Annotated in this window: 13 protein-coding genes and 1 pseudogene; 8 read left to right on the forward strand and 6 right to left on the reverse strand. The window is 66.8% G+C overall.

The window, feature by feature from the left end; translation table 11 throughout:
• The first annotated feature begins 245 nt into the window (after positions 1-245).
• The 5 genes from ACQPZZ_RS16220 (at position 246) to ACQPZZ_RS16240 (ending at position 8,675) form a co-directional block, all read left to right on the forward strand.
• Entirely contained in the window at positions 246-1,325 is a 1,080-nt protein-coding gene (locus tag ACQPZZ_RS16220) for an RICIN domain-containing protein (protein ID WP_432932891.1), read from the forward strand.
• Between the two features lie 780 nt (positions 1,326-2,105).
• A complete protein-coding gene (locus tag ACQPZZ_RS16225) occupies positions 2,106-2,495 on the forward strand; it encodes a DUF6461 domain-containing protein (RefSeq protein WP_432932893.1) in 390 nt (129 codons plus the stop codon).
• Positions 2,496-3,023: 528 nt separating this feature from the next.
• Positions 3,024-5,096 carry a TerB N-terminal domain-containing protein gene (locus ACQPZZ_RS16230; RefSeq protein ID WP_432932895.1) on the forward strand — a complete coding sequence of 691 codons (2,073 nt, stop codon included), beginning with the start codon at positions 3,024-3,026 and terminating at the stop codon, positions 5,094-5,096.
• Positions 5,093-6,445, forward strand: coding sequence for an ATP-binding protein (locus ACQPZZ_RS16235; RefSeq protein WP_432932897.1), 1,353 nt, complete (start codon positions 5,093-5,095; stop codon positions 6,443-6,445). The genes ACQPZZ_RS16230 and ACQPZZ_RS16235 overlap by 4 nt, the downstream gene beginning before the upstream one ends.
• On the forward strand, positions 6,414-8,675 hold the full coding sequence (locus ACQPZZ_RS16240; RefSeq protein WP_432932898.1) for a DEAD/DEAH box helicase: 2,262 nt from the start codon (positions 6,414-6,416) through the stop codon (positions 8,673-8,675). The genes ACQPZZ_RS16235 and ACQPZZ_RS16240 overlap by 32 nt, the downstream gene beginning before the upstream one ends.
• Positions 8,676-9,251: 576 nt before the next feature.
• Here ACQPZZ_RS16240 and ACQPZZ_RS16245 read toward each other — a convergent pair.
• Together ACQPZZ_RS16245 and ACQPZZ_RS16250 are read right to left on the reverse strand one after the other, a co-directional pair.
• Positions 9,252-9,665 (reverse strand): hypothetical protein, encoded by a 414-nt coding sequence (locus tag ACQPZZ_RS16245; protein WP_432932900.1) that lies wholly within the window; start codon positions 9,663-9,665, stop codon positions 9,252-9,254.
• On the reverse strand, positions 9,662-10,108 hold the full coding sequence (locus tag ACQPZZ_RS16250) for a flavoprotein (RefSeq protein WP_432932902.1): 447 nt from the start codon (positions 10,106-10,108) through the stop codon (positions 9,662-9,664). The genes ACQPZZ_RS16245 and ACQPZZ_RS16250 overlap by 4 nt, the downstream gene beginning before the upstream one ends.
• Before the next feature lie 111 nt (positions 10,109-10,219).
• Here ACQPZZ_RS16250 and ACQPZZ_RS16255 point away from each other — a divergent pair, with 111 nt between their 5' ends.
• Complete coding sequence (locus ACQPZZ_RS16255; protein WP_432932904.1) at positions 10,220-11,074, forward strand: helix-turn-helix domain-containing protein; 855 nt, start codon at positions 10,220-10,222, stop codon at positions 11,072-11,074.
• 244 nt (positions 11,075-11,318) lie between these two features.
• Here the strand turns inward: ACQPZZ_RS16255 and ACQPZZ_RS16260 are convergent, their stop codons facing one another.
• A complete protein-coding gene (locus tag ACQPZZ_RS16260; protein ID WP_432932906.1) occupies positions 11,319-11,501 on the reverse strand; it encodes a hypothetical protein in 183 nt (60 codons plus the stop codon).
• Positions 11,502-11,552: 51 nt separating this feature from the next.
• Between ACQPZZ_RS16260 and ACQPZZ_RS16265 the strand changes: the two are divergent.
• Positions 11,553-11,741: pseudogene (locus ACQPZZ_RS16265) on the forward strand (SpoIIE family protein phosphatase); the annotation flags it as partial.
• A gap of 17 nt (positions 11,742-11,758) precedes the next feature.
• Here ACQPZZ_RS16265 and ACQPZZ_RS16270 read toward each other — a convergent pair.
• Positions 11,759-12,868 carry a fatty acid desaturase family protein gene (locus ACQPZZ_RS16270; RefSeq protein ID WP_432926956.1) on the reverse strand — a complete coding sequence of 370 codons (1,110 nt, stop codon included), beginning with the start codon at positions 12,866-12,868 and terminating at the stop codon, positions 11,759-11,761.
• An 11-nt stretch (positions 12,869-12,879) separates the two neighbouring features.
• Positions 12,880-13,971: a ferredoxin reductase gene (locus tag ACQPZZ_RS16275; RefSeq protein WP_432932908.1), complete on the reverse strand. Its 1,092-nt coding sequence runs from the start codon at positions 13,969-13,971 to the stop codon at positions 12,880-12,882.
• 252 nt (positions 13,972-14,223) lie between these two features.
• Between ACQPZZ_RS16275 and ACQPZZ_RS16280 the strand changes: the two genes are divergently transcribed.
• Entirely contained in the window at positions 14,224-14,511 is a 288-nt protein-coding gene (locus ACQPZZ_RS16280; RefSeq protein ID WP_432932910.1) for a hypothetical protein, read from the forward strand.
• 73 nt (positions 14,512-14,584) lie between these two features.
• On the opposite strand, the gene ACQPZZ_RS16285 is transcribed toward ACQPZZ_RS16280, so the two are convergent.
• Positions 14,585-15,712 (reverse strand): DUF5994 family protein, encoded by a 1,128-nt coding sequence (locus tag ACQPZZ_RS16285; RefSeq protein ID WP_432932912.1) that lies wholly within the window; start codon positions 15,710-15,712, stop codon positions 14,585-14,587.
• Positions 15,713-15,922 lie beyond the last annotated feature (210 nt).

Here is a 15,922-nt window from a genome sequence, read left to right on the forward strand (position 1 = left end):
GAACAACAGATCCACTAGGCAGAACGACGGTTTTAACGTAACAATTCGTGTTCATAACCGCCGGAGGCTGGCCACGTGGTCACCCGCGACGAGGTCCCCAAGTCAAAGTAATCCGGGAGCGGGCCGGCGCTTCTGGCGTCGCCCGGCCTGACCACCCCCTCACCGCACGTTCAACGTCCATGCCGTCAGGGAGAACCATGCGCACACCATCACTCCACCGCCCATTGCGCCGGCTTGTGCTCCTTATGCTGGCCATACTGGTCGCGGCGGGCTCGCAACTCGTCAGCAGTCCCGCCATGGCCCTCGCGCCGACCCGAATCATGTTGCTCGGCGACTCCATCACCGGCTCCAACGGATGCTGGCGCGCCCTTTTGTGGCAGCACTTGCAGCAGACCGGCTACACCAACATCGACTTCGTCGGCACGTTACACAACCCGTACTGCTCGGGTTCTTTCGACGTCGACAATGAAGGGCACGGTGGCTACTCGGCTACCGGGATCGCCAACAACAACAACCTGCCCGGATGGCTGTCGGCGACTCATCCCGACATCGTGTTGATGATGCTCGGGACCAACGACGTGTGGAGCCACTTCCCCGCGTCCACGATCACAACTGCCTACTCCAAGCTGCTGGGCCAGATGCGCGCCAGCAACCCCAACACCAAGCTCATCATCGCCAAAATCCCGCCGATGACTCCAAGCGGCTGCACCGACTGTGCGCAAGGCGCGATCAATTTGAACAACGCCATCCCCGGATGGGCGCAGGCGAACAGCACCGCTCAGTCGCCGATCACAGTCGTGGACCAGTGGTCGGGCTTCAACACCGCCACAGACACCGTCGACGGAGTGCATCCCAACGACACATCCGGGATCCAGAAGCTTGAGAGCCGCTGGTACCCTGCCGTCACCGCCGCGCTCAGCGGCTCCACCAGCCCCACCGGGACGTTCGCCCTGGTGGGTGCGCAGTCGGGTCGATGCTTGGATGTGTACGGCGCCAGTCAGAACGCGGGTACCCAGGTGGAATTGTGGGACTGCACAGGGCAGGCGAACCAGCAGTGGACGTTGACGGGCTCCAGGGAGCTGCGTGTGTACGGCAACAAGTGCCTGGATGCGGCGGGGCAGGGGACGGCGGCCGGAACGGCCGTACAGATCTGGGACTGCAACGGGCAGGCCAACCAACAGTGGACGTTGGGGTCCGACGGCACCATCAAGGGTGTCCAGTCCGGGCTGTGCCTTGACGCCACAAGCATGGGCACTGCCAACGGCACCCTGATCGCCCTGTGGTACTGCAACGGGCAAGCCAACCAGCGGTGGAACCGCCGCTAGGACATCCTGCGCTGGAGGGTTCGACGATTGGCCCGGCACGCAGGGGACGTGCCGGGCCAGCCCACATTGATACGTCAAGCCCTGCTCGCGTGTACCTGCTTGCCGGTGACCTTCCTCGTGGCTGGTTGTCCTGCCCGCACGGCTGGGCTTGACCTGGAGGAGTGGGCTGCTGATCTCACCTGGGTCGATGGCGGGCAGAGAGATCAGGACCTCCAGCCGCGCATCGGCGCTGTCCGCTGTACGCCTGTGGTCTCCATCTGCACGTAGGTGCACACGGCCCGGCTCCGCTAGAGGGCGACGACGCCGCCGCCGATCCAGGTAGCAGGGTCGGAGTGGTCGGCCAGCGCCACCTCGCCGTCAGTCGGCGTCATCTCCCGGTACTGCTCGGCATGAAAATCATGCCCTTGACCTACATAGTAGCGACTGCGCTCTGGGGAGTGAGGGAGCCGAATGAACAGTGCCGATCGCTCCCGACCGGTGCCTCTCAATACCGGAGCTGACCAGGCAGTTCGCGATGAACGAGAGTGCTTCAGGCGGCCGTGTTCAAACGACGTCTTTCGCCATATAGCAAGCTGTCTGCTTCGACGAAGATCATGGGAATAATCTACATAGTGAAGTTCGAGGGTGTCCGCCCGTCTATCTCTGATGAGGACGCGTTCGTGACCCAAGGCCGAAGGAAGTTTCTGAACGGCATTGCATCTAACCCAGAGACGGTGAACCCGCCTGCGGAACCCACCAGGCGGGGTTCAAACGCGTCGGCACCGCCGTACCGAGATCGTCGTGGTACGGCGGGTGGGGGACTGGACCATCGTGATCGAGGAGTGCGGCTGGCGCGGCGTGCAACGCGAGGTCATCGGTGAGCTGTCCCGCGATGGCGGTGAGGCCGTCGCGGTGATGCGACACGTTTACGCCGCCAGGCACGACTTCGCCTACGCCCTCGATGGTGAGCTTGTCACCGGTTTCGATCCCTGCTGGCCCGGAACCTGGTGGGGCACCGCACCCGACCGGCTCAACCGGCATCTTCGCGAGCTCGGCATCGACCCGGCCTCCGACGACTGGATCGACAACGCCATCCAGGCCGTTCTGGCGCTCGCCGGCCGAATCTCCGGCGTCGTGGTCACACCCGCGCACATTGAGCGTCCCGTTCTCGGTGCCGCGATCCCCCGTTGAAGCCGGCTCTGCCGCCTCGGTGCCCGGTGCGGGCCAGATCAGGTGCACCGGTGGCGGACCGGCTGATCCGAACCGGCGCAGAGGCCGGATGGTCAACTGCGAGTTCTCCGGGCCGACTTGAAGCCGGACGATAGTCGGAGGTGCTTTCACTGGGGTCATGGGGTCGGCTACGGAAGGCGTCGAATTCTTCCTTATCGTGTTTTTGGTCCTGTCCGTAATTGTGGTTCAAGTTGATAACGAGGTGATTGCTCGAACGGTGGGGCAAAGGCGTTCGGGGCTAGTGTTCACTGGTGCTTCTTGATCGCATCCACACGGCTTCTCGGTCTACTGATCGTGCGTGTGATCGGAAGAGGTGAATGCGTGGGATTCTTCGACCGTTTTCGGAGTGAGCCGGGCCGGCGTCGAGCGGCCGAGGCGCATCACCCGTCCGGGCACGACGGTAGGCAGGCTGCAGCTCCCCGCCATGCGGTAGTCCCTGCAGGAACGGGATATCCGCAGCAGCAGTCGCCCCCGCCTCCGCCGCCTCCCGTGGGACCTTGGCTGCCGCCAGGCGTCGGGGTCGGCGTCGCGGGGCTGAACATCGTCGGCGGCCTGCTGTATGTGGGCGCCGGTCTAGCGTCAGCGTCGGGACAGACGGTCGAACCGGCGTTGATCGACCCGCGACTGCCCGTCGACCTGCGCCGTCCGGATTGGACGGGACAGGGCCTGCGCTACTGGCCGTCCTATGCGTCGATTCCGCCGGATTCGCGTGCCGCCTATCTGTCCTGGCTCGCTGACGGACGGCGCTACCCGCATGTGCCCATCGGCTATGTGTTCCTGTACTTCTATGGCCTGGAACGGCGGGCTCTGCACGACCTACGCCTGGATCGTTCCACCGGCGGGCACGAGTTGTCGATCATCCAGGCCGAGGTCCGCCGGCTTCTCAGGATCTACGGCGAGAACTCTTCCTTTCGAAGCTATGCCGGTGAGTTCGACCAAGTCCTCGACCTGCTGATCCTGGCGGGCCAGGACACGCGGCCCAGCGCCGGGCATCCCCCTGAGCCTTCTCGCGAGGTGACGCCGCTCCGGCTGAGGGTGGGATTGGGGGAGTTCGCCGAGGAGGGACGCCCAGTCCCGGCCGAGTGGGCGTTGGCCTGGATCCGCTCTCACCCCGAGTACCATCCGCGTACTCCGGCGACGCGCTGCGCCGCTCACTTCGATGCGCTGTTTCTGTCGCGGTACGCCGCGCGTCATCGCGCGGGGCTGGTGGTCCGGCCCGGGCGTAAGGAAGTCTCCCTGGATTACCGGCCCGCCAGTGCGGGCTTCGGTGGCTACCCCCGGCTGACACTCCACGGTCTTCCGGACGTGCTGACGCTGGCCGCGCCGACACGCAAGCTCGTGGCGTTGGCTGACGAGTGCACCACCGACTTGGACGCCTACAGTCGTTTCGTCGGGCGCTTCCCGGACCGGCAGGCGAGCGTGCAGGCGCAAGCGCTGCTTCCGCGGGAGTTGCTGGACCTCGGGTCGGGAGGCGCGGGCCGTGCCGTGACGTGGGCGCGGGACCGTCTCGGCGCGCAGGAGACCGCTCTCGTGCCGGCGGAGGAGTTCGCCGCACTGCTGGGCGCGCCTACGGCCAAGCCGGCGAAGAAAGACGTCGTCGCTTTGGCACAACTGCTGGGCAGCGTGGGGATCGGAGTCGAGCCTGATCCGCGGCTGGGCGGGCCGGTCCTGTCGAGCGGTCCCATGGTGCTTTTTGCCGCTCCGGGCGTACCCACCGCGGCGTCCTCAGACGCCTACCGCGCCGCGACGATCCTGCTCCATCTGGCGGCGGCTGTGAGCGCCGCCGACGGGGAGACCTCGGAGGCGGAGCAGCGTCATCTGAGCGATCATCTCGAACGGGCCCTGCACCTGACGCAGGACGAACGCCGGCGCCTGCACGCGCACCTGCGCTGGCTCATCGCCAGTGAGGTCAAGCTCACTGGCCTGACCCGGCGCCTGGCGGAAATCGACGAGAAACAGCGGGCTTACGTGGCGGAGTTCCTCACCGGGGTGGCCGCCGCCGACGGCCACATCTCTCCCGAAGAGGTCAAGACCCTCAGCCGTATCTACCGTCTGCTCGGACTCGACCCCGCCATGGTGAAGGCCGTCCTGCTGCCCAACGCACACGCCACTCCAGCGGCCGGTCCGGTGGTCGTCCGCCAGGCCGAGCCGGAACTGGGCTTTGCGATTCCCCGCCCTGTCGACGTTCGAACTGCCCCGGCCGCCGTGCACCTCGATCACGGTGCCATTGCCGCCAAGCTTGAGGAGACAGCCAGGGTGGGGGCGTTGCTGGGCTCGATCTTCACTGAAGAGGAGCCGGCGCAAATGCCCTCGCCGCCTCCGGCTGCCGATCCGATCGTCGGACTGGACGGCCCGCATTCCGGCCTCATACGCGGCCTCCCTGATATGGAGCAGTTGTCTCGGGGGGAGTTCGAGGACCTCGCGGCGAAATGGAACCTGCTCCCCGATGGAGCACTCGATCGAATCAACGAAGCCGCCTACGAGGTGGGCGGTGAGCCGTTACTCGAGGGAGACGACCCGATCTGGGTCAATCGACACCTGCTGGGAGAGATGCTGACGTGACCACGACGATCCCGATTCGCCCCCGCGAGCGTGATGCCCTCCTCCAGTCGCTGCGGGCGGGCGTAGTCCCTCGGGTCGGCCAGCCGCATGTGCAGGTGGGCCGGGCCCCCGAGGTCCAGGCGCTGGTGACCGACATCGATCGAATCGCCGGTGGTGGTTCGGCCGTGCGTTTCGTCATCGGTGACTTCGGCGCGGGCAAGACCTTCTTCCTGCACCTGGTGCGATCCATCGCGCTGGAGAAGAAACTGGTCACCGTTCACGCCGATCTCAACCCCGACCGCCGCCTGCACTCCACCGGGGGCCAGGCGCGCAGTCTCTATGCCGAACTGATGCGCAACATGGCCACCCGAGCCAAGCCCGACGGCGGGGCGCTTTCGGCGGTCGTCGAGAGGTTCGTCTCGACCGCACTGGCCGAGGCCCAGCAGACCGGTGTCAACCCCGGGCAGGTCATCCGTACGCGCCTGGCCCACCTGGCCGAGATGACCGGGGGGTACGACTTCGCCGAGGTTGTCGGCGCCTACTGGCGCGGGCACGACACCGGTGACGAGCAACTGAAGGCCGCCGCGGTGCGCTGGCTGCGCGCCGAATACTCCACCAAGACCGAGGCCAGGTCCGCGCTCGGCGTCCGGACGATCATCGATGACGCGACCTTCCACGACCACCTCAAGCTGATGAGCCGGTTCGTTCGCCTGGCTGGATACGACGGCATGCTGGTGTGCCTGGATGAGATGGTCAACCTCTACAAGCTGGCCTCCACGCAGGCCCGCAACGCCAACTACGAGCAGATCCTGCGTATCTTCAACGACACACTGCAGGGCACGGCCGCGCACCTGGGCTTCGTGTTCGGCGGCACCCCGGAGTTCCTCACCGATTCCCGTCGCGGGCTCTACAGCTATGCCGCACTGCAGTCGCGGCTGGCGGAGAACTCCTTCGCCAGGGACGGGCTGGTGGACTACTCCGGGCCGGTGCTCCGTCTTACCGCCTTGACCCCGGAGGACCTCTACGTCCTACTCACGAAGATCCGGCACGTCTACGCCTTCGGCGACCCGTCCCGCTATCTTGTCGCCGACGACGCGCTGCCGGCGTTCATGCACCACTGCTCCAGCCGCGTCGGTGACGCCTACTTCCGCACGCCACGAACGACGATCAAAGCCTTCTGCGACCTGCTGGCCGTACTGGAGCAGAATCCCGGAGCGGACTGGCGGCGGATTCTCCCCTCGGTCGAGCTGGACCAGGAGAGCAACCCCGATCTGGCTCCGCTCGAAGAAGGCGAGGATCCTGCCCAGCCGACATCGGTGACCCAGCCAGGAGCTTTCGGTGACGACGACCTCGCCTCCTTCCGGCTCTAGTGCATTCCAGCTGCTCCACCCCAAGGTGCAACGGTGGATTTGGCAGCAGGACTGGCCCGAGCTTCGCCCGGCCCAGGAGGCGGCGGCCGCTCCCGTGCTCGCGGGTGAGACAGACGTGCTCATCGCCGCGGCAACCGCCTCGGGGAAGACCGAGGCCGCGTTCCTGCCCATCTGCTCGGCGCTGACCGCAGATCCGCCGCAGACCGGTGGGTTCGCCGCGATATACATCAGCCCGCTCAAAGCGTTGATCAACGACCAGTACGGCAGGCTCGACGAGCTGTGTGAACACCTGGACATCCCGGTGGCCCGATGGCACGGCGACGTCGGTGCCAGTGGCAAAAGCAAGCTCATCGAGCGGCCGCGGGGCATCCTCCTGATCACCCCCGAATCGCTGGAGGCGATGTTCGTCCTGCGCGGGTGGAAGATGCGCGACCTGGCCGCTGCCCTGCGCTACGTCGTCATCGACGAGATGCACTCGTTCATGGGAACGGAGCGTGGGGCACAGCTGCAATCCCTCATGCACCGGCTCGACCAGGCCGCCCGTCGCCGCGTTCCGCGGATCGGACTGTCGGCCACACTCGGAGACATGCGCGCGGCGGCGGATTTCCTCCGGCCCGGCAGCGCGGACAAGGTCACCGTGATCGTGTCGGACGCCGACGGTCAAGAGCTCCAGTTGCAGGTGCGCGGCTACGTCGAAACGCAGCCCGACCTTTCTGCCCTGGACAGAACCGCCGATGAGGACGCGGAGCAACAGACGGGCGAGGAGGACTCAGGGGACCGGTCCGCCATCGCCGATCACCTGCTCACGACGCTGCGCGGCTCCCACAACCTGATCTTCGCGAATTCCCGGGCTGCCGTGGAGGAGTTCACCGACCTGCTCGCTCGCCGGTGTGACCAGGCGGGCGTGCCGAACGAGTTCGTCCCGCACCACGGGAACCTCTCCAAGGACATCCGCGAGCATGCCGAGTCCCGCCTCAAGGACCGGGCCCGGCCGGTCACCGCCGTCTGCACCTCCACCCTGGAGATGGGCATCGACATCGGATCGGTCTCGTCGGTCGCCCAGGTGGGAGCGCCTCCCGGGGTTGCCGCCCTGCGTCAGCGCCTCGGCCGCTCCGGGCGACGCGGAGGGCCGGCGATCCTTCGGGTCTACATCCGCGAGCCTGAGCTGTCACCGACGCTGCACCCAGCCGAGGAACTTCGCGCGCAGCTCGTGCAGACCATCGCGACGATCGATCTTCTGCTGCAGCGCTGGTACGAACCGCCGCATGGAACGGCGCTGCATCTGTCCACCCTGGTGCAGCAGACTCTCTCGCTGATCGCTCAGCACGGCGGCATCACCCCGAACGACGCCTACCGCACGCTCTGCGTCCAGGGGCCGTTTCGGCTGGTCGACGCGGCGACCTTCGCCGCCCTGCTGCGCGACCTCGGCGACGCGACGATCATCCGGCAGGAGACCGATGGCCTCCTTCTGCATGGTGACGCGGGGGAGAAGCTCGTCAACCATTACACCTTCTACGCCGCCTTCGCGGCGCCCACCGAATACCGCATCGTGCATGGGGGACGGACTCTCGGAAGCCTGCCGATCGAACAGTCACTCCCCGAGGGCGCTCTGCTGATTTTCGCAGGCCGGCGCTGGCGAGTCCTCGCCGTCGACACGCGGGCGAAGGTCATCGAGGTCGCGCGAGCGTCGGGCGGACGCCCGCCGCGCTTCACTGGGGCCGGCCCGGAGGTACACGACCGCATCAGGACCGAGATGCGGCGCATTTACGAGGACAGCGTTGTTCCGATCTATCTGGATGCGACCGCCCAGCGCCTCTTGGAGCAGGGCCGCACCGCCTACCGCCGCTTCGGCCTGGAAACCCAGCCGATCGTGGGCTACGGGAACGACACCCTGCTCTTCCCGTTCTGCGGTGACGCGATCATGACGACGATCGCACTCACCCTGCATACCAGGGGAGTCCCTGTGGAACGACAGGGGCTGGCACTGGCACTGTCCGGAGCATTGCCACAGACCACCGCCGACCTGCTGAGAGAACTGGGCGAATCCGAGCTGCCAGCAGCGACCGAGCTGGCTCGGCTGATCTCCGACAAGAGAATCGACAAGTACGACGAATTGATCGGTGAGGAACTCTTGGCGCGATCTTTCGCTGCCCGGCGGCTTGATGTTCCTGGCGCTCGGAACGCGATCAACCGTCTCGCCAAGCAGACCGCCCTCGCTCGTTTCGCGTAACTTCAGATTGCCGCCCAGCGTGCTCGGATCCCGGATCTCTGCGCTACCGGTCGCTGAGAGGTGCAAGAAGCCGAAAGGCCCGCCCGTGTGGTACTCGCCGGGACCGGTGAACGCCGGAACGTTGGGCTGATCCGCGGCGATGTCCTGTTGACCGCTCAGCAACACGCAGCCAGTAGGGAGCAGGATTATGGTCGACCTCGGCTTCACCGGTCCAGTTGCCCGGCCAACGACCATCAGTTCCTGTCGGTGACCGGACGAGGTATTCGACTACAGAACCAATGGGCCCTGGCGCCATCGCGAGCATAGAAGTCAGTGTGGCTGGCTGGGTTGCCGCCGCAGGCGTAGCCTCAAGCGAGGTCATCTCCAAGCTCCGTCTGGCTGTAGTTGTATCGCACGGGCTGCGTTGGAGAACCCCAATGGTGGGCACTCTCGGTCCCGCTGTTTGACTGAACCGCGCCCGGTTTGATGAAACCCGGGTGAGTTGGACGTGGTGAGGATAGCCGGATTGCTCTCTGTTTTGTAGCGAACCTCAAATATGGCTGGCCGCGGCAAAGCTCGTGGTATCGCTCTATCGCATCATGGAGTCGCCCTGGTGCCCGGCTCTGCGGTGTCCGGCCACGGCGACGTGACCTTCTCGGCCGGTGACATTTGAGGCCCGCCGCATGATCGGCGTCTGTCGAAGTCCTGGACCCACTTGACCGCGACCGCTGCGACCTGGATCAGCTCAGTGCGCAGGCGGTCGGTGTCGTCCTCGGCGAAGGCTTCGAGGACCTCCTCGTACAGGATGTGTCGCCAGGTCAGTAGGCCTTCGGCCGCAGCGTCGGTGACGGCCTGTTTGGCGAGGTCGGCCTCGGGCGCGTACGCGGGCCCGGTGCCGTCGGGATGTTCCTGCAGGCCCCACATCGCGTCCTGGGCGACTCGTTCCGCTGCCACGTCGCTCAGGACTCGTTGCAGCGACCCGGGCGCGCCGTAGTCGCCGGGTTGCATCATCGTGTCGGTGTCCCTTCTGTAGAGGCGATCCGGGTGTCGAGCCACGGAGTTGACTGACTGACGGGGTCGAGCAGTTTGGATGAGAGGCGCGAGGATGGGGCGGTGAGGCCGAGTCCGAGGGCTTCGTTCAGCAGGCCCAGTGCCAAGGTGTCGCTGATGCCCTGGGCCCACTTGTTGGTGGTGTTGAAGGTCGCCGGGACGACTGCCATGGCGTCGGCCGCCGGCAGGACGTCCGGTTCCTCCGGCCGCTTGTAGTCGTGCCGTACTGGATAGCCGGTGAGCTTGCCGAGCCGCTCGGCGTCGACGAACTTCGTCGCTGACGGCGTTGCGATGACGCAGACCGTCCAGCCGTCCGCCTGTAAACGCTGGACGAAAGAGGGGAGGTCGCCCGCCGGCCGACCTCCGCACGCGATCACATACAGAACCGGCTTGCCTTCTGCCATGTCCCGCCGTTCTCCATTCCTCTGCGATCACCATCGGTTACTATCCGCTGACCCACGGACACGGTTACCGTGGTCGAGGCGAACACTACGTCCCCAACGTGAGGTCGTGCCATGGCGACTGAGCACGTGGAAAGTGGGCAGCTGGACCGGCGCATCGGCAGGCGCGTCCGAGCGCTCCGGTTGCGTCGAGGCCTCGGACTGCGCGCCTGCGCAGAGTTGTGCGGACGAACCGAGGAGTGGCTCCGCCAGGTCGAGCGCGGTGAGCAGCGCTTGGACAAGCTCTCCACGCTCGTCGCTCTGGCGAACGTGCTCGGTGTACGCGATCTCGGTCTCATCGTCGAAGACCGGCTTCAGGGCATGACGTGCACCGTCACCGAGGGCGGCAGGATCCGGCACGAGGCCGTTCCCGCGATTTGCCAAGTGCTGTCCACGCCGATCTATCCGCCGCAGCCCGTGGACGACCTGCCTGCCGAGAGCGAGAAGCTGAAGCGCCGGCTGGCCGTCGCCTGGTCGGCCTGGCACGGGTCGGCACGGCCGTACACCGCTCTGGGCGCGGTGGCGCCCGGCCTGCTACAAGACGCGTTGAACCTGCACCGAGCAGCCGCGCCCAGCATGCGGCGCAGCACGTGGGCGCTTCTCGCCGAGACCTTCCAGCTCGCGCAGCGTTTCCTCTACTGCGTCGGGGAAGCCGAGCTGGCGGCCCGCGCAGCCGACCGTGCGATGGTCGCCGCCGAGGAAACCGACGATCCGCAACTGATCGCGATCTCCGCCTGGACCTCCACCATGGCCGCACTCGGGCGCGGACAGACTGACGAGGCCTTCGAAGTGGCGTCGACCGCGGCGACTTACCTGGAACCGAGGTCGAGCTCCTCGCAGGCCGTGCTGTCGGCGTGGGGCTCCTTGCACCTGTTCGCCGCCATCGCCTGCGCGAAGAACCACCGCGGTGCCGACGCCTGGCGGCACTGAGACCTCGCTCACAGGGCCGCCTCCGCTCTCGGCCCTGCTCACCACAACCCTCTGACGATGTTCGGCCAGGCCAACGTCGCCATCTACGGCGTCGCGATAGAGGTGGAGACAGGGCGGTCCAGCGCGGCGATCGACCAGGCCAAGGCCATCACCGTCTCCGCCATCCCCTCGACGAATCGGCGGACCCAGCATCTGCTGGACCTGGCGCGAGGGCACATGCGGCAGCGGGATTTCGACGCAGCCCTCACCTGCCTCCGTTGTCGGAGACACAGTCGACGGAGACCGTCGTTTTCAATCCGCTCGCACGGCAGACCATCGGCGAGATGATCGAGGCGAGGCGCCGTCCTCCGGCTCTGTTGCTGGACCTCGCGAACATGGTCGTCAACCGGGTGGACCAGGCGATGTCGGCCGTCACGGACGTGCCCATGGCCACGATGATCTTCGCGCGTGCGGAGGGCTCCGAGGTAGTCCCTGGCAGTTGCCTTGGAGCAACGCCGGGCATCCGCCCCTGCTGGTCACCCCTGACGGGCATGCCCGCTATCTGGAACAAGGGCAGGATCTGCTGCTCGGGCTCCGTCTGGGTATCGAATCGACCAGGCGCGACGCCGTCGAGCCGATGCCGCCTGGGAGCACCCTCGTGCTCTACACCGACGGCCTCGTCGCGGCAGGTGGATCCGCTCGGGCTCATGCCGCGGCCTTGAGCGTGCTCGCCGGCGGTTCGGCCGCCGATGGCCGGCCCGGCCCCGGTAGGGCCATCCGCAGGACACGCTTCCAGACCGAGCCGGCCTGCCGGGCCAGTGAGCCGGATGTGTAGGGGAGGCCGAACCGCTCGCACAGGGCGCGTACGCGTGGGGCGATCTCGGCGTATCGGTTGCTGGGCAGGTCGGGGAACAGGTGGTGCTCGATCTGGTGGCTGAGGTTGCCGCTCATGATGTGGAGGAGGTGTCCGCCGTCGATGTTGCACGAGCCGAGTAGCTGGCGGACGTACCACTGGCCGCGGGTCTCGTTTTCGAGCCGGTCCTCGGTGAAGACCTCCGCGCCCTCGGGGAAATGGCCGCAGAAGATGATGGTGTGCGCCCAGACGTTGCGTGCCATGTTCGCGGTCAGGTTGCCGAGCAGGACGGGCAGGAAGGCCGGACCGGCGAGCAGCGGGAAGGCGATGTAGTCCTTGGCGATCTGGCGCCGTATCTTCGATATCACCGCGCGGAGCTGGGCCAGCGCGTCCTTCGGATCCTTTCGTCCCGACGGGATCCGCTCCAGTTCGAGATCGTAGATGGCGATGCCGTACTCGAAGAAGAGTGCCAGCAGCGCGTTGTAGAACGGCTGGGCGAGGTAAATCGGATGCCATCGTTGCTCCGGGCTGATCCGCACCACCGAATAGCCGATGTCGCGATCCTTGCCGAGCACGTTGGTCCAGGTGTGGTGGACGAAGTTGTGGGAGTGTTTCCACTGGTCGGCGGGGGAGGCGGTGTCCCATTCCCAGGTGGTCGAATGGATCTTCGGGTCGCGCATCCAGTCCCACTGGCCGTGCAGGACGTTGTGCCCGATCTCCATGTTCTCCAGGATCTTCGCGACGGCCAGTGCCGCCGTGCCGGCGGCCCAGGCGGGGGGCAACCAGGAGGCGAACAGCAGTGCCCTGCCGCCCAGCTCCAGCTTGCGCTGGACTGCGATGAGATCCCGGATGTAGGCCGCGTCCCGCTCGCCGAGGCTCGCGAGCACCTCGTCGCGGATCTTGTCCAGCTCGCGGCCGAACCCTTCGGTGTCGACAGACGCCGGATGGAATGTGGCAGGCATGCGTGTTCCTTTCACAGCTCGATCTCGACTGGGCCGGCCGCCACCGACACGCAGGTCTGGATCATGTCTCCCGCGTCTCCGTGTATCTGGCCGGTCCGTACGTCACGTACCTGGCCGGTACGAAGGCGGGCGACGCATCCGTGGCAGATGCCCATGCGGCAGCCGCTCGGCATGAGCACTCCCGCGCTCTCGCCGACGGCCAGCAACGGCGTCTCGCCGTCGGCCTCGGCTTCTCGGCCGCTCCTGGTGAAGCGGACGCGTCCCTTCGAACCCGCTGCCGCCGCGGGCACCAGACTGAAGCGCTCGACATGGAGCCCGTCCGCGGGCCCGGTCCAGTGCGCCGCGATGTCGTCGAGCATCGCCGGCGGCCCGCACGCCCAGACGGACCGCTCGGTCCAGTCCGGGCAGAGCCGGGCCAGATGTGCGGGCCGCAGCCGCCCCTCAGAGCGCGTGTGCCGTTCGTGCAGGTGCAGCCGCGGGCACCGTGCGGCCAGGTTCCGGAGCCGCTCGCCGAAGATGACATCGCCGGGTGACGGCGCCGAATGGACCAGCATGATGTCCGGTCCCGTCACGGCCAAGCCGTCCAGCAGGCTGTCCAGCATGGCCATCACGGGGGTGATTCCGCTCCCAGCGGTCACGAACAGCAGGCGCGGGGGCAGTGGCTCCGGGAGGACGAACGTCCCCTCGGGCCGGCCCAGCCTGAGCACCGCCCCGGGCGCTGTGCTCCGCACGAGGTGGTCGGAGACGAGCCCGCCGCGCACGGCCTTGACCGTGACGGTGACGCAACCACCGGACCTGCCTGGGGGCGACGACAGGGAAAAGGTGCGCCAGTGTCGCCGCCCTCCGATATCGACGCCGATCCGCACCCACTGGCCGGGACGGTGCGTGACCCAGCCCCGCCCCGGGCGGATCACCAGGGACACCGCATCGGCGGTTTCCGCATGAACCGCCTCGACCCGGCCGCACAACTCCCCTGCCGCCCAGAGCGGATTGATCAACCCGAAGTAGTCCTCGGGAAGCAGCGGCGACGTCAGCCAGTGCGCGGCTGTCGCCAGCCTGCGCAGGAGTGCCACAGGGGGTGCGGACGCACGCTTAAGGATCACAGACAGAGCCTTCCAAGGGAGCGGCAACCATCAAGGGGCCCGGGCCACGATCGGCCATCCGTACGGACGTGTACCCGGTGCCCGCGTCGGCACCCGCAGGCCGGAGCCACGAAGGGCACAGCAAGCGATCCAGGACCGGTAACGGACTGGTAGGCGGCAGGGCCCGTGACGGCACGGCTACGGGAAGAGGTTCGCGGAGCCCCCGAAGCGGCGACGCGCATGCTACGCGGGGGGCTTTGCGGGGATACCCACGTGGACCCGGTCGATCCTTACGATGAGGAGCAGCGTATGACCATGGACGCTCCCACCGGGCTGCTCTACTTGCTGAGTGTTGGCAAGGAAAAGGAACTGATTCTCCGCGTGCACGGCACGACGCCCGCAGCCGAGAGACTCGTCAGCTGGATGGAGCAGGGCGCCGTCATGTCCCTTCAGGTCTCCCATGAGGGCGAGCCGGGCACATTCACCTACGTGGTCAACTTCAGGCACGTGGTGGCAGCCCGCTTCGCTCCCTACGCGAGGACACGGATCAGCAGCTTCTGAACCCTCGCGTAGGACCCGTGCGGCTACGACGACGCCTCGCCTCCGTCTTCCGGACCCACCGGCTCGTGTTCGGTTACGCCAGCATCGGGATGGTGCGGTCCAGGCCGGTTACATGTAGTAGCCGAGACATGTGCGGGCGGGCTGCGGTCAGGGAGAGGGTGATCCCCATCGTCTTGGCACGGCGCTGGATGCCGACCAGGACTCCCAGCCCGCAGGCGTCGCATGCCGCCACACCCGACAGGTCGAGAATGAGCAGGCTTCTGCTGTAACGCAGGACGTCGAGCAGATCCTCGCGCAGGTCGGGACTGGTGAAAATATCGATTTCACCGGACAGCCGGATGGTCGTCGGAACCGACGGGTCGGCTCTGCCAAGTGGCGCGGGGTCGCGGATGGAGACGGAATGCTCCGGCCGGCAACGAGGCGGGGTCTGTGGTGGCAGGCCTGGCAGGTGGGCGCCAGATCGGCGGTGTCGGCACCCGTCGAGCAGGTCCGCCGGCAGCGTGCTGATGTGCACTCCCTCGTTCTCCCCGCCCGCATCCTCTGTATCGCCGGCTTGGTGGGCTGCGGTGGTCAGGAGGTCGACTGGGAGCAGGCCGGCCGTGCCCTGACTGGCGAGCATGAGCGCGGCCCCGGCAGGACCGTCCGCGGTGTACGGCGGGACGACAAGCAGGATGACGGGCCCAGCCTCCGCGAACGTCAGGGTGACGAGGCGAGGATCGGCGCTGTCGAACCAGCCCACTTTGACCTGGCGTCCGCCGGCCTGGACACGGTGGGGGATGTGGTCCCATGCGTCGACGTGCACGGCGACGCGCAGCGTCGTCAGGCCCAGTCGCTGGTCGACGGCGGCGATGAGATTCGGTAGCTCCACCGTGGCGTCATGGGAATGGGGCCACCATGCCCCGTCCACGGTGCCCCGCGGGCCAAGGACGGGAGCCAACCGTAGTCGAACCTCAGAGCCGATGACGGGGGCTGTACCGGCAGGGGCGCTGGGCGGCGTGGAACGAGAGAGCAGCGTCGGTGTCATGATCGCCTGGCCTGTCTTATATATCGCCGCGGGCGACGCCGACCTGAGTGCCAACGCACGAGAAGTCCTCGGTGCTTGAACATTACCTCCTGGTTTTATGGAATGGCGCCGTTCGGGAAGTAAAAAGTGGTCGACTTTTGGAGACGCGCAGGCGCGGGTGCGCGTTTTGAGGACCATTTATCGCGCGTCCGGAATTCCGTGCAAGAGATCGCAGGCTTAGCACTCGCCGGAGCAACGTCACTAACGGGTGCCTTCAGGTTCACGCCGGGTGCGACGCCGCACCCCTCACTCGTATCGGGCCGTTGGTGGCGACTCGGACCGCGATCTCTACCTTGCCCGCCGGTGTCCCGCCTGGACGACGCGCTCTGAACGAACTGGCCGAGGTGC

Origin of the sequence: Microbispora sp. CA-135349, assembly GCF_050947365.1 — a bacterium.
Lineage (GTDB): Bacteria > Actinomycetota > Actinomycetes > Streptosporangiales > Streptosporangiaceae > Microbispora.

Bases quoted from the DNA above. Each gene is read 5' to 3' on its own strand.
- ACQPZZ_RS16255 (WP_432932904.1), top strand. From the start codon at position 10,220: ATGGCGACTGAGCACGTGGAAAGTGGGCAGCTGGACCGGCGCATCGGC.
- ACQPZZ_RS16285 (WP_432932912.1), bottom strand. From the start codon at position 15,712: ATGGTCCTCAAAACGCGCACCCGCGCCTGCGCGTCTCCAAAAGTCGAC.
- ACQPZZ_RS16270 (WP_432926956.1), bottom strand. From the start codon at position 12,868: ATGCCTGCCACATTCCATCCGGCGTCTGTCGACACCGAAGGGTTCGGC.
- ACQPZZ_RS16220 (WP_432932891.1), top strand. From the start codon at position 246: ATGCTGGCCATACTGGTCGCGGCGGGCTCGCAACTCGTCAGCAGTCCC.
- ACQPZZ_RS16245 (WP_432932900.1), bottom strand. From the start codon at position 9,665: ATGATGCAACCCGGCGACTACGGCGCGCCCGGGTCGCTGCAACGAGTC.
- ACQPZZ_RS16250 (WP_432932902.1), bottom strand. From the start codon at position 10,108: ATGGCAGAAGGCAAGCCGGTTCTGTATGTGATCGCGTGCGGAGGTCGG.
- ACQPZZ_RS16260 (WP_432932906.1), bottom strand. From the start codon at position 11,501: ATGGGCACGTCCGTGACGGCCGACATCGCCTGGTCCACCCGGTTGACG.